This is a genomic window from Allobosea sp. P4_E12 (assembly GCF_056401655.1).
In genome coordinates this window covers 73,660-85,864 of sequence record NZ_JBFUIY010000029.1, presented here as the reverse complement: position 1 = coordinate 85,864, position 12,205 = coordinate 73,660, and the positions used below count along the sequence as shown (strand labels likewise).

At 63.3% G+C, this 12,205-nt stretch carries 12 protein-coding genes; 7 read left to right on the top strand and 5 right to left on the bottom strand.

Translation table 11 applies throughout. The annotated features are described in order from the left end of the window. The first annotated feature begins 66 nt into the window (after positions 1 to 66). From AC1DW9_RS28015 to AC1DW9_RS28005, 3 genes are all read left to right on the top strand, one after another. A complete protein-coding gene (locus AC1DW9_RS28015) occupies positions 67 to 1,227 on the top strand; it encodes an IS110 family RNA-guided transposase (protein ID WP_476855243.1) in 1,161 nt (386 codons plus the stop codon). A gap of 496 nt (positions 1,228 to 1,723) precedes the next feature. Further along, entirely contained in the window at positions 1,724 to 2,749 is a 1,026-nt protein-coding gene (rsgA, locus tag AC1DW9_RS28010; protein ID WP_476776466.1) for a ribosome small subunit-dependent GTPase A, read from the top strand. 382 nt (positions 2,750 to 3,131) lie between these two features. Further along, positions 3,132 to 3,287, top strand: a complete 156-nt coding sequence (locus AC1DW9_RS28005; RefSeq protein ID WP_441493807.1) for a DUF1127 domain-containing protein — start codon at positions 3,132 to 3,134, stop codon at positions 3,285 to 3,287. Positions 3,288 to 3,649: 362 nt separating this feature from the next. Here AC1DW9_RS28005 and AC1DW9_RS28000 read toward each other — a convergent pair whose 3' ends face one another. The 4 genes from AC1DW9_RS28000 to AC1DW9_RS27985 form a co-directional block, all read right to left on the bottom strand. Continuing rightward, entirely contained in the window at positions 3,650 to 3,796 is a 147-nt protein-coding gene (locus AC1DW9_RS28000; protein WP_441493805.1) for a hypothetical protein, read from the bottom strand. Positions 3,797 to 5,364: 1,568 nt separating this feature from the next. Further along, positions 5,365 to 6,237: an efflux RND transporter periplasmic adaptor subunit gene (locus tag AC1DW9_RS27995; protein ID WP_441493804.1), complete on the bottom strand. Its 873-nt coding sequence runs from the start codon at positions 6,235 to 6,237 to the stop codon at positions 5,365 to 5,367. Next, on the bottom strand, positions 6,234 to 6,443 hold the full coding sequence (locus AC1DW9_RS27990; RefSeq protein ID WP_441493803.1) for a DUF1656 domain-containing protein: 210 nt from the start codon (positions 6,441 to 6,443) through the stop codon (positions 6,234 to 6,236). The genes AC1DW9_RS27995 and AC1DW9_RS27990 overlap by 4 nt, the downstream gene beginning before the upstream one ends. Continuing rightward, positions 6,440 to 8,491 carry an FUSC family protein gene (locus AC1DW9_RS27985; protein WP_441493802.1) on the bottom strand — a complete coding sequence of 684 codons (2,052 nt, stop codon included), beginning with the start codon at positions 8,489 to 8,491 and terminating at the stop codon, positions 6,440 to 6,442. Before AC1DW9_RS27985 ends, AC1DW9_RS27990 begins: the two co-directional genes overlap by 4 nt. Positions 8,492 to 8,728: 237 nt before the next feature. On the opposite strand from AC1DW9_RS27985, the gene AC1DW9_RS27980 reads away from it, so the two are divergent. Together AC1DW9_RS27980 and AC1DW9_RS27975 are read left to right on the top strand one after the other, a co-directional pair. Continuing rightward, complete coding sequence (locus AC1DW9_RS27980) at positions 8,729 to 8,854, top strand: hypothetical protein (protein ID WP_476776438.1); 126 nt, start codon at positions 8,729 to 8,731, stop codon at positions 8,852 to 8,854. A gap of 155 nt (positions 8,855 to 9,009) precedes the next feature. Further along, positions 9,010 to 9,498 (top strand): GNAT family N-acetyltransferase, encoded by a 489-nt coding sequence (locus tag AC1DW9_RS27975; protein ID WP_476776437.1) that lies wholly within the window; start codon positions 9,010 to 9,012, stop codon positions 9,496 to 9,498. Between the two features lie 544 nt (positions 9,499 to 10,042). Here AC1DW9_RS27975 and AC1DW9_RS27970 read toward each other — a convergent pair. Next, a complete protein-coding gene (locus AC1DW9_RS27970) occupies positions 10,043 to 10,489 on the bottom strand; it encodes a universal stress protein (protein WP_441493799.1) in 447 nt (148 codons plus the stop codon). 555 nt (positions 10,490 to 11,044) lie between these two features. Here AC1DW9_RS27970 and AC1DW9_RS27965 point away from each other — a divergent pair. Both AC1DW9_RS27965 and AC1DW9_RS27960 read left to right on the top strand, forming a co-directional pair. After that, positions 11,045 to 11,854: a DUF2092 domain-containing protein gene (locus AC1DW9_RS27965; RefSeq protein WP_441493798.1), complete on the top strand. Its 810-nt coding sequence runs from the start codon at positions 11,045 to 11,047 to the stop codon at positions 11,852 to 11,854. Further along, on the top strand, positions 11,851 to 12,150 hold the full coding sequence (locus AC1DW9_RS27960) for a hypothetical protein (RefSeq protein ID WP_476770896.1): 300 nt from the start codon (positions 11,851 to 11,853) through the stop codon (positions 12,148 to 12,150). Before AC1DW9_RS27965 ends, AC1DW9_RS27960 begins: the two co-directional genes overlap by 4 nt. Positions 12,151 to 12,205 lie beyond the last annotated feature (55 nt).

Genomic DNA, 12,205 nt, shown 5'->3' with positions numbered 1-12,205 from the left:
TAGAAGCTATGGGCGGCGCAACGAGGCCGGTACCATCGTTGCCGCAATCAGCGATGGAGCACCTTTATGGCACACAGCATCGATGCGAGCAGATGTTCGATTTCACTTGATCAAGGCGCGACCCTGGTCGCCGTGATCGAGATGGGCCAGGCGAGTTGGTTGGTCGCCGGCCTCGTCCCAGGCGTGGAGCGCCAGCCATTGAAGAAGCTGCCCGTCGATCAGCACGGCCTGCTGCAATTGCTGCATCGCTGGCGAGTGGAGGCCGAACGAAACGGGCGCCCGATCCAGCGGATCGTCGTAGCCTTTGAGGCCGGGCGCGAYGGCTTCTGGCTCGCCCGATGGTTGCGAGCCCACAATGTCGAGGCTTATGTCATCCATGCCTCCAGCGTCCCCGTTTCTCGCGAGCATCACCGCGCCAAGACGGATCGGCTGGACACTGAGTTGCTCAAGCGCGCCTTCCTCGGATGGCTGCGCGGCGAGCCGAACCACTGCAGCATGGCGGCAATCCCGTCGCAGGAKGATGAAGATGCTCGCCGACCGAGCCGCGAACGGGAAGCCCTCGTAAGCGAGTGCACGCGCATCGTGAACCGGATCAAGAGCAATCTCGCGCGTCTCGGCATTCGCGGGTTCAAGGTCACTCTCAGGCGGGTGGCGGATCGGCTCGAAACCCTGCGAACTCCGGAAGGCACCGCAGTACCGGTCAACACAATGGCAGAGATGAAGCGGGCATTCGCTCGCCTGGAGAGCCTCAAACAGCAGATCAAGGAGATTGAAACTGTCCGCGTGACTCATCTCGAACAGACGAGCGACACGGACCGCGGCACCATGGTGCGGCAGYTGATACAGGTTGTCGGCATYGGCGTAGAAAGCGCCGATATGCTGGTACAGGAGGTGTTCTTGCGCCCACTCMGRGATCGCAAGGCGGTGGCGCGCTATGCCGGACTGACCGGCGCTCCTGACGAAAGCGGTCAGAAACGCCGTGAGCGAGGGCTTGCCAAGGGAGGCAATGCTCGCGTGCGTCGAGCGATGATCCAGCTGGCGTGGGGCCACCTGGTGCACCAGCAGAATAGTCCGTTGGCCGCTTGGTACAGGAAACGCACGGCCGACGCTCGCGGTGGCACACGCAAGACAATGGTCGTGGCCTTGGCGCGCAAGTTGCTCATCGCGCTCTGGCGGCTCGCGACAAGTGGTGTYGTGCCMGAAGGTATGGCGCTGCGCGCTGCATGAGTTCTCTGGTCCGTAACGGGACCGGARAACCGCGGTCACCTTCGGRCTGACTGCGGATAACGAGCCGAGGTGGTGGTAACCCGATAGTGGACTTGGCCTTTGCGCCGCGGCTTAGAATGGGCCCGCCGCCTCGGAACTTCGCCGTCGATGCGCATGACTGCATCATGGTCGCGATCCTCCAGGATCGACCGAATACAAGTTTGTGGCGCCGAACCGCGCCAAAATGGCGAGTTCCCCTCGGATCGTTTGGATGTGAGCGCCTGCACTCACCTACGGCCTTCGCCGCTCGGAGCGGCGAAGCTGTTGACGTCCACCCGTACGTGAAAACGAACCGCGTCTCAAAGCCAATAGGGGGGCTGCGGCCTTGACAAGGAAAACCCCATACAAGTCCAATGGCGCAGCGCGGCTGCCTGCTTTCCTTGCGGCGCTTGCAAGCCGGGCTGAACCCCGCTCTATCGTCGCCCATGACGAGGACGCCGAGCGGTGGGGCGATACTGTGACACAAGGCGACACTACCTCCGCACCACTGTCCCTTGCGGCGCTGGGCTGGACGGATTTCTTTGCAGATCAATGCGGACCAGATGACGCCTGCCTCCGGCCTGCGCGCATCGGCTCGGTGCACCGCACCCGCATGAGCGCAATCACGCCCGATGGGCCGATCAGGCTCAAGCTGCCGGTCCATACCAATACAGGCGACTTCACGGTGGGTGACTGGGTTCTGGTGGAGCCCGGCACACATCTGCTACGGCGCCGGCTGGAGCGCGCGACGGTGTTGGCGCGGCGCACCGAGGGCAGCATGACGCCGCAGCTTGCCGGGGCCAACATCGACACACTGTTCATCGTCACCTCCTGCAATGCTGATTTCAACGTCGCGCGCCTGGAGCGCTATCTTGCGCTGGCCAATGAGAGCGGAGCCGAACCCGTCATCCTGCTGACCAAGGCCGATCTCGTGCCGGACGTGCAGCCCTATCTCGACCACGCCGCCGCCCTGCAGCGCGGGCTGGCTGTTGCAACCGTCAATCCGCGCAGCTCTCACGCGGCGGCTGCGTTCGCGTCCTGGTGTGGCGAAGGCCGCACCCTCGCGCTGGTCGGTTCGTCCGGCGTCGGCAAATCGACTCTTGTGAACGCGCTTGCCGGCACCATCGATGGCGAACCGCAGCAGACGGGCGACATCCGCGACCACGACGCCAAGGGGCGCCACACCACGACGTCGCGCTCGCTGCATGCGATTGCCTGCGGCGGCTGGGTGATTGATACGCCGGGCATGCGCACGCTCCATGTCAGCGATGCGGCGTCTGGTCTCGAAACGCTGTTCGCCGAGATCACGGAACTAAGCCCGCTCTGCCGCTTCCGCGACTGCACCCATGAGCACGAGCCCGGCTGCGCGGTTCAGGAGGCAGTCTCCAAGGGCGTGATCGACCCTGAGCGTCTGGCACGCTGGCGCAAGCTCGATCTAGAGAACAGGGCAAAGACGCCGGAGGTGAAGGGGCCGAGGGGAAGGGGCGGTAGGCGGGGCGTCTGATTCGGCCGAGCCCAAACCTCAGCCTGTTCATCCTGGAGCTGACGCCGGTGATACGGCCCCTCGCCCGCCAGCGCGCGACGATCGACGACTATCCGGACGACCATGTGGCCCGGCGTCCGGATGCGACACCTCTCGGTGACCCTGCCGCCGCGCAGCCCATTTTCTAGGCAGAATATCGGTTCCATTTGAAACGATGACTGCGCTCAACGCATGATGAGACCAGAAAATTACTGATTAACAAATGATGCATGCACTGGATGCATATCGGAGCTGAAGTAAAGCCCCTAATTGCGGCGGGCCGATGAGCTTATGTGCAGTGCACAACGAAATTGTCGCTGTGGGCACCGCCCCGGTCCGGAATATCCGCTAGAGGAATTTCACCATGTTCGTCACCATGATTGCCGCCAAAATCCGCGCCTTCCTGCGCTATCGCGAGACGGTTCGCGAGCTGTCGCGTCTGACCAACCGTGAGCTCGACGATCTTGGGCTGTCACGCTCGGAGATCCCCTTCATCGCCCGCTCGCACGCTGCGGCCTGAAGTCACTGAATAGAACCGCCGCGTCACCGGGCGCAGCGCGTTCCAGGTAGTTTCTCCCGGGGCTCATGATTCCCTCCCCTTGAGCTTCGGTCGAAGAGCGAATGCCCGCCTCACGGCGGGCATTTTGCATTTCAGGGCTGTTTTCACTTGACCCGAAATCCGGCTGAGAACTCATCCGAGCCGTGAAAGCCCGAGCTCAACCCGTCCTTGTCATCGGAGGCAGCCTCGCCGCCACGAAACCTGATTGGGTAAAACTTCCGCGCCAAGTCCGCGAGCTTGGCCTCTCGCGAGTCGACCGACCCAAGAGCGGACGCTCCAAACGCCGGGAATGGGTCGTTTCGGACGTGTCACCGTCGCTGGCTTCAGCTCTGCTTTCGGGCCGGAAGCCAGAGCCCGCTCATGGCGCCGAGCGGCTCGGCCTGAATGTCGACGTGCAGACGATGGACTGGGGCACCGTGCGCCTGGGCCTCGTCGGTGCTGGCCAGCCATTGCGCCGTCAGCGTCTCCATCTCCGGGCAAAAGCTGCTGGACGATGTCCAGCGCAGCGCTTGACCAGGCTGCCTATCGTCAGCACCATGCGGCATTGCACGACCTTGCCATGACAATCTTCGGCGGCAGGAGGTGGGGGTAGCGGATAGGCCGGCACTAATCCAAGGCTCCCCGGCACCCCTCCCCTGGGTGACACTGCCGGGTGCAGGAGACCCCGTAGCGCCAGGGCTCTCCCAAACTGGTGTCTACGGGGTTTTTCGCCAGAGGTTTCGAGTGAAAACCGACTGACCGAACGAAATCGCCGCTGCGGTGCTTCCCGCCCGCTATCGGCGCACGCTCGCACTTGGCTGTCTTGCCCCGCACACACGGAAAGTTGCCCCCCGCGGCTAGCGGCGATCATGTTCCTGGGAATGTGCGCCGAGGCCCGTGTCCTATTGAAACCGCTCGCCGCGTGGCCGGAGCGGCGCTGAAGGGTTCCTTGGGAGCGGAGGCGCACCGACTGGCTCATCCGATGTGATGTCGACAATCTCCCTCGTGCCTGCCTTCACCAGTACGACAATTCGCCCATCGACGATCACCATGCCAAAAGGCAAGGATCGAGCCTCGCCGTCGAGGCCCACGACCCGGATCGAACGAGGAACCACGTCGCCAAGCCGAGGGACCCACTTGGAGCCGTTTTCGGTTGATCCGAATTCGGCAGCCGCCAGAGCTAGGGGAAAGGATGTGAAAACGGCGATTCCACGCAGCAGCATCGGATTTCGCCTCATTTCTGGGTGCGGGAAACCATGACAATGACGGCCGGTAAAGCGCGCGGGTTGTCGCCGCCACCGGGGCGAAGCTGAAACCTCAGGAGCTGATGCCCAGGCTCATCCCGATGGACCCCAACGTTCCGAGCGCAAAAAACTCCAGTCGAACAGATGGTCCGCAGTCTTCGGATTGGCTTCATAAAATAACCGACCTCGAAACTAAAACACCTCGAGATACAATCTAAATCCATGTCACGAGACGCAAGGAACAGAGAAGTAGAAATACCGCAGAATGAGGCCAAGCAACCACTCGGCAACATGTGAAGCATGCCCGGAGCCATGAGAGACATGTCACCGACAAGCGAGCCGACGGCAACAAAGGCAGGGATGAGAGACATGATCGAGACACTGACGTCTCGCGTGTTGTCCTGATGCGCGAACGCGGTCCTGAAGGCCATCGGTCTGGTCCTTCCGATAATCCGATACCGAGAGTTATCGCCCTTCCCGCTTCTGGCTTAAATGCGCTTGATCACATTGGCGGACCAACACGCGGCGAGACGAACCTCGGGTTCGCTCGCAGAGCATGTCTCGCGCCGACAGTGCTCGGCGATGCTCCGATCGCCGCGCACGCCTTCCAGCACGATGCGGCTTTTCTCTACTGCCGAGGACCGCGCAGGGTCTCGACGGGATGGCCGCGGAATTCATGCAAGGGCCACCCACGCCACGTCGGCCGGGTGCGCCGCCGCCGAGACATAGGCGCCCATCTCCGCCTCAGCGGCAGTGAGACGAGCACCATCCGAAGCATCGCGGTCCTTGCCCGTCGATGCCGCATCAAACGGTAGCTACCTCGCGGAGCGGATTTCGACCGTGGCGGTTCGGCCCGACACGAGAAGCGTGCCGGGTGGGACTTCGTCGAGTGCAATGCGCACCGGCACGCGCTGCGCCAGCCGCACCCAGTTGAAGGTCGGATTGACGTCGGCGAGCAGATTGCTGCCCGCCCCGCGGTCGCGATCGTAGATGCCGGCCGCGATGCTTTCGACGCGACCGGTCAGGCGGGTGCCGTCGCCCATCAGGAGGATCGAAGCCGGATCGCCGACATGGATGCGCGAGAGCCTCGTCTCCTCGAAATAGCCCTCTACGCGCAACGTATCGGTATCGACCAGCGCCATGACGCCCTTGCCGGTGCTGACGAAACTGCCCGGACGCAGGTCCATATTGGTGATGACGCCGTTGACGGAGGCGCGTACCTCGCTGCGGTCGAGATTGAGCTGGGCGACACCGAGATCGGCCACGGCCTGTTCATGGGCCGCCTTGGCCACGAGCTGTGTCGCCCGCACCTCCTCCTGCCGCTGCCGGGACACAGCGTCGGCGCTCAACGTGTGATAGCGGTCGAAGTCGAGGTTCGCCTGTTCCAGCGACGCCTTCCGGCCGGCGACAACGGCTTCGGCCTGTTGCCGCGCCAGCTCGAACCGCGCGCGGTCGATCCGAAACAGCGGGTCGCCGCGTTTGACCGGCTGGTTGTCGCGGACGAGAACCTCGGTCACGAAACCCGATACGTCGGGCGCCACCACCACGATATCGGCTCGGACACGACCATCCCGCGTCCAGGGGGCGTCCATGTAGTAGCCCCAGAGCCAGTGTCCGACCACGATGGCAGCGAGTACGGCGATGCCCGTGATCGCGTAGCGGCCGTATGACGCAAGCAGGTCTTTCACGCCAGAATCCCCGAAGAGAGAAAGACGACCATGCCAAGGAGGCAGGCGAAGACGGCCAGATCGAACAACGCCCGATGCCAGACGTGTTGATAGAGGCCGATCCGGCGGAACAACCGCGAGAGCAGCGCCGACAGGACATACGCGATCACGAACCCCAGCAGCAGCGAGGGAACATAGACGCCGAAGATGTCGAGGTCCGTTCTCATGCGAGTTGCATCGCGATCACCGGGGACTGAGGCATATAGGGCGGTGCTTGCGGGAACAATCCGCGCCTGATGCCGACAAGCCCGATCAGGGCGTCTTCCTTGGCCCCGGCACCGGGATCGTCGACGACTGCGGTCAATGTGGTGTCGATATCGGCGAGCAGGCTCTCGGGCATCGCCCCTCCCGGATAGGCGCGGAACGTGGCGGCCAGCCTGTCGAGCAAGCCGTCGATCGCCCGGACGGTGTTCTCCGAGAGCTGATGACGCGCGCGGCGCAGGTCGATGATGTTGAGACCGACCCGCAATTGGCCGAGGTTCTCGACGTCGCGTCGCTCGATTTCAGGAATGGCGGCGAGCCGCTGCACGAGCTGGTCGAGGCGGGCGAGCATGGCGCCGACGAAATTGGCCCGGTCGCGCTTACCGCGATGTTCCGCCGCCAGGGCGAGCGCGACCCAGCCCTTCCGCAGGAGGCGAGCCACGATCCATTCCGTGCGGATCGAGCGCAACGTCCGCATCACCGCAATGGCGGCGGATATGCCCAACACGAAGGCGATCGCCGAATTGACGAACGCCGCGAAGTCCGCCTGATAGGTGGATTGCAGCGCCAGCATCGTCGCGAAGTTGACGGCGAGCGCGGTGCCTATCGCCGTCGTCGAGGGCCGCGCGATCAGATAACCGAACAAGACGAGCGTCGGCGCCAGGGCCACGACGACCACCTCAATGTCCGAGATCCGCGGGAGCAACGCGAACAGGTAAATTCCGGCGACGATGATGGCGACGACCGCCCATCCCCCGAAACTGCGCATGCCGATCGCCGGGTCGTCCCGGGAGGCGAAGATCGAGCATGCCACCGCAGCCATCATCGGGGCGGAGGCGCCATCGTGCCAACCGGTGCCGATCCAGAATGCGCAGCAAAGCAGGATTGCTATGGCCGTGGCGGCTGCCGACCAGATGGCGAGCATGGGATCGCGATGCCGGGCGACCTCGGCCCCTGCCTCCGGATCGAACCGAAGGGTGACACGGGAGGGATCCCGGCCTTCGTCGATCGCGGAGCGGAGCAAGCGGCAGTCCTGCAAGAGATCGGCGAGTTCCAGCAGGCGGATCAGCAGACTGACGATCAGGACCTGGTCCCAGCTCGAGTCGGTGGAGAGCCCAAGGCGACGGGCCTCGATCTCCAACGACAGTTCGAGCGTCGGTTGCGTGACGGAGCCGTCGTCGGCGATCCATGCAGACAGGCGCTCGAAGAGCCGGGCGAGATCGGGTTCATCGTCGCGCAACCGGGGACCGAGTGCCGCGATCCGGTCGTTGATCGAGGCAAGGATCGGCACGAGCATCAGCATGTGCCGCCGGAGAATGCGCAATCCACGCGCGGCCTCGATGTCGGTCAGCCGGTCATGATCGAGGTGGCTCTCCATGGCTTCGATCTCGACTGCTTCCCTCAGGAGCCGCTGCAAATGCTGCTCCTGGCCGACCCCGCTGCCGGCGAGGGCCTCCCGCGACAGCTTGGCCGCGGTCGCGAGCCAGTAATCGAGCCGCTCGGAGATGACCGTGCCGCTGCTCTGCGGGAATACCGTCCCGGATATGACCGCAGCGCAGATGATGCCCAGCGAGATTTCCTGAACGCGCGCGATCGCGGTGTCGAAGATGCTGCCGGGATCCGAGACGGACGGAAAGGCGATGATCGCAGCCGTATAGCCCGACAGAAGGAAAGCGTAACTGCGTGCCGTCCCGTCCAGCAGCGCGAGGCAAAGGCACAGGCCGACCCATAGCGCGATCGCCAGACACAGCAGTTCCGGTACGTTGACGAGGCTCGGAACCATGGCCATGGCGGCGACAGCGCCGATCACAGTCCCGAGCAGGCGGTAGATCGCCTTCGCGCTCGTCCCTCCGGCGAGGGGCTGCGAGGTGATGTAGACGGTGGCCATGGCCCAGGATGGGCGCGGGAGATCGATCCACAGCGCGATGACGAAGGCGAGTATGGCGGCGCCGAAGGTCTTGAGCGCGAAGATCAGGTCCGCGTGTCTGACCAGGAAGGGCCTGTCCGGGGGCATGTTCCGGTCTCTGAGGGCGTCGCGTTGGCATGGTTGCCCAATGATCGACGGACCGCAAGTCGAGCTGCGCATTCAGGATCCGGCCGCTCGGCGCGGATGTCGAGGTGCAGACCATGGACTTGGACACCGTCGTCCAGCGCCGCACCTCCAGGGAACCGGTTGAGCGCGGCGGCTGGAGCATTTTTCACACGAACTGGCCCGGTTCCTCCGTCACCAATCGGGCGCGCCGAGATCGCCATGGAAGGCTTCGGCAAACCCGTCGGACAGCTGGTGACGCCGGATATCTTCGGGCTCAATCGCGATCTGCCATTCACCAAGCCCAATGCCGCACGCGCGAAACAGTGCCTCGAAGAGACAGTTTAACAACTCAACCTTCCCTAGAGGGCGTTAATACAAAAACACCAAAGGAGCCAAAAATAGGACGTAGTTCGTGATCATATTCTCTTGATTTCGATTTAGACATTTGATAGCGAGCCGAAATTACTACGATTACTATCGACAGTGTAGGAAATTCGAATATGACAATCCCACCAAGTGATGCGGAGGTGACGTTTCGACGGGTCACGTCTGCAAATGTCTCTGAAATTTGTGAACTGAGCGAGACCCTGCCCGAAGAACAGAGAGATTTTGTCGCGGACAACGGGTCGTCGATTGCAGAAGGATTCTGTTCGGAATCGGCTTGGTTCCGTGGAGTTTATGCGGGTGATGTCTTGATCGGTTTCGTCATGGTGCACGAAGGATCGGATTGGGACGATGGGATCGACTGCCCTGGCCCTTACTTGTGGCGTTTCATGATCGCCAGGCCTTTTCAGAACCGCGGCTTTGGAAAGCAGGCAATCTCCAAGATCGCTGCGCGCCTCCGATCGCGGGGTATCAGAGAACTTTACACGAGCTTTGGCCTTGGGCCGGGCAGCCCGCAGGCATTCTATGAAAAGCTCGGCTTTTCTCCCACCGGCGGAATGTTCGACGAGGAGGTCGAAGTCGTCCTTTCGCTCGTGGATCGGTGAACGGGCACCCCAGGACATCCTGACGGCGTCCTCCCCGCTGTTCTGGAACGTCCGCCGGATCTGACGCCCTGCCCTGTCGATTGGGACGAGCGATCGCGCTCGGAGCCTGACAGCAAACCCGCCGGAGCGATCCGGCGGGTTTTTGCGTCACGTCCGCTTCGGCAACCCGAGGCAGCCGTACACGGGCAGCGACCATAAACTCATGTGGCCATCCCACCGGTGTTGGCTCTTGGAAGGGGACAGTGTGAACCTCGGCCTGGCCGGAGGCGTTCCTGCAGGGCAGCAAACTCGATCTCGACCTCGAGGAATGCCGCGGCTGACATAGCCAGCGAAGCTTCCGCGACGAGATGCGGGCGTCATCGCAGGGGACGCTCCCTCCTCCGCGGGACGACGGTGCCGCGAGGACTGGCTCGGAGCCCCGCACCGGACAGATCGTGCCACGCGTCGCGTGCTCCACCCCCGCGGAATTGGTCCACGGATGTCTTGAGTCAGACAGGAGGACCGCCATGCCGAAGAAGCGTCACAAGCCGGAAGAGATCAGCGACTACCGGATCACCAGAACAGGGATTGTCGTCCTCGCCAGAACCTCTGATGTCTGACTGCCGAGCAAGACCTTCTGCACACCACGGCGGCCATGAGAGGACATGACGATAAGATCACAGCCATTGAGCTTGGCCGATCGGACGATTGCCTCGGCAGGCGAATCATCAATCTCGTGCTCCAGATCCACCGTAACGCCGTGTTTGGACGCGTGTTGTTCGATGGACGCAAATCGTTCCTTCATCAGCGCATCAATCTGGTGGTCGTAGCCCCCGATGGGATCACCGACGCCGCTAAGTCGGGCTGCGCGTGCCATGTCCGGGCTCAGGGGCTCCGACACGGTCAGAACGGTGACTTTCGCCCCGAGCGGCTTGGCGAGGGCCAGGCCATGTTCAAGTCCCTTGCGAGCAAGTTCGGAGCCGTCTGTTGCGATGAGAATGTGTTTGTACATTTGTCTCTCCGTCAGCAATCGCATTGGCATTCTGGATGACAGTGATCCGAAGACAAGCATACGCTGCCGAGCGTCGTGACGATCGCGCTGATGTGCCTAAGCAGATCCCGCAGGCCGCCAGCGGCCTCGGCCTGTGCGCGACGCCGGTTGCGCCAGGCCGGCCAACAGGCGTTGTGGTTCCAGACCTTATCGGGTGCGCACGCGATGGCGCAGCACGTCGCCGCGCGAACGGCCGACGTGGTCCGGCGAATGTCAGCTCCCCGCCCCTCTCGGTCGTTGTGCTCGCATGGCAGCCGCCCGGCAACTCGCGCCATTCAGGCCGATGCCATTTCGAATTCACGCGCGAGGAGCCCTGGAGCAACGGGCCTGACCTTCGAGCCGGAAGCTCGTCGGCGACAGCAGCCTGAACGCCGAGGAGACTGTCATCGGTCAAGCCCGGTGTTCATGGTGTTCGCGAAGGATTAAAGTTCCCCTGCGGGGCTGTTGATCCAATGGGACGAAGCAGGCCTGGTCTCCGCTGGTTCGCTCCCGAGGAAAGCCAGGGAGGATCACGCAATGAACCGAAGGATCCGTTTGCATCCGCGCGCCGCGCTTTTGAGGTCCGCGCTCGGCCTTCTCGCCGCGATGGCCGTGACAGGTGTTGCGGCGCCTGTCGCCTCGGCGGAGGACGACGCCCGGAGCATCGTGAAGGGGATGGCGGACTATCTCAGCCGCCAGGAGAACCTGTCCGTGAAGTTCGATGCCGACGTCGAGGTGGTGACGCCTGCCGTTGAGAAGATCCAGTTCAGCGCCTCGGGTGAGGTCACCATGAGCCGCCCGAACAAATTTCGCATCAGCCGGACCGGCGGCTATGCCGATGTCGAACTGATCTCAGACGGTTCAAACGTGACGGTCTTTGACCGCGGCGGCAACCGGTTCGCACAGGTTCCCGCCGTCGGTTCCTTCGACACCGTGGTCGACAAGCTCCGAAACGAAACCCTGCTCGAAATTCCAGGGGCGGACCTTCTTCTGTCGAAGCCCTACGACGCGCTGATGGCCGGGGTGCTGGAGGCCAAGCATCTCGGCCGCGGCATCGTCGGGGGCGTCGAATGCGAACATCTCGCCTTCCGCAATCTGGACACCGACTGGCAGCTCTGGGTCGAGGTCGGTGACCGGCCGCTGCCGTGCAAATACGTCATCACGAGCAAGGCCGTTGGTGCCGCGCCCCAGTACACGCTGCGGCTCAGGGATTGGAAGACCGGCGTCAGCCCGGCACCGGATGCGTTCGCTTTCAAGCCGCCGGAAGGCGCCAGCGGCGTTGCGATCACCTTGCTCAAAGACATTGACGAAATTCCAGCCGGCGTCGTTCCCGGAGGTCAGAAATGAACAAGTCAGCCTTGAAATTCATGTCCCGCGCCGCGCTCGCAGTGCTGGCCGGCGGCGCTGCCCTGCTCTGGAGCGGAGACATCTCCGTTCCATCGGGCGCGTTCACCAGTCAGGCGGAGGCGAGGGTCGGGCGACCGTTGACGCCGATGAGCTATGCCGGCGTGGCCCGCCGGACCACCCGCAGGAGCGCCGCCTACGGGGCCGCCGGAGCCGCGGCGGCTGGGGCGTATTATTACGCCCCAGGCTGCCAGCAGGTCGTGAACTCCTACGGCCAGATCGTCTACCAATGTCCGTAGTCGGCCTGCTCTCCGGAGGCGTATCGATCGCGGCTTCCACCGGGGCGGCGGCTCA

Coding starts and splice junctions, on each gene's coding strand:
- AC1DW9_RS28005 (WP_441493807.1), top strand. CDS start 3,132: ATGTTCGTCACCATGATTGCCGCCAAAATCCGCGCCTTCCTGCGCTAT.
- AC1DW9_RS28000 (WP_441493805.1), bottom strand. CDS start 3,796: ATGGAGACGCTGACGGCGCAATGGCTGGCCAGCACCGACGAGGCCCAG.
- AC1DW9_RS27990 (WP_441493803.1), bottom strand. CDS start 6,443: ATGAGAACGGACCTCGACATCTTCGGCGTCTATGTTCCCTCGCTGCTG.
- AC1DW9_RS27985 (WP_441493802.1), bottom strand. CDS start 8,491: ATGCCCCCGGACAGGCCCTTCCTGGTCAGACACGCGGACCTGATCTTC.
- AC1DW9_RS27980 (WP_476776438.1), top strand. CDS start 8,729: ATGGAAGGCTTCGGCAAACCCGTCGGACAGCTGGTGACGCCGGATATC.
- AC1DW9_RS27975 (WP_476776437.1), top strand. CDS start 9,010: ATGACAATCCCACCAAGTGATGCGGAGGTGACGTTTCGACGGGTCACG.
- AC1DW9_RS27970 (WP_441493799.1), bottom strand. CDS start 10,489: ATGTACAAACACATTCTCATCGCAACAGACGGCTCCGAACTTGCTCGC.
- AC1DW9_RS27965 (WP_441493798.1), top strand. CDS start 11,045: ATGAACCGAAGGATCCGTTTGCATCCGCGCGCCGCGCTTTTGAGGTCC.
- AC1DW9_RS27960 (WP_476770896.1), top strand. CDS start 11,851: ATGAACAAGTCAGCCTTGAAATTCATGTCCCGCGCCGCGCTCGCAGTG.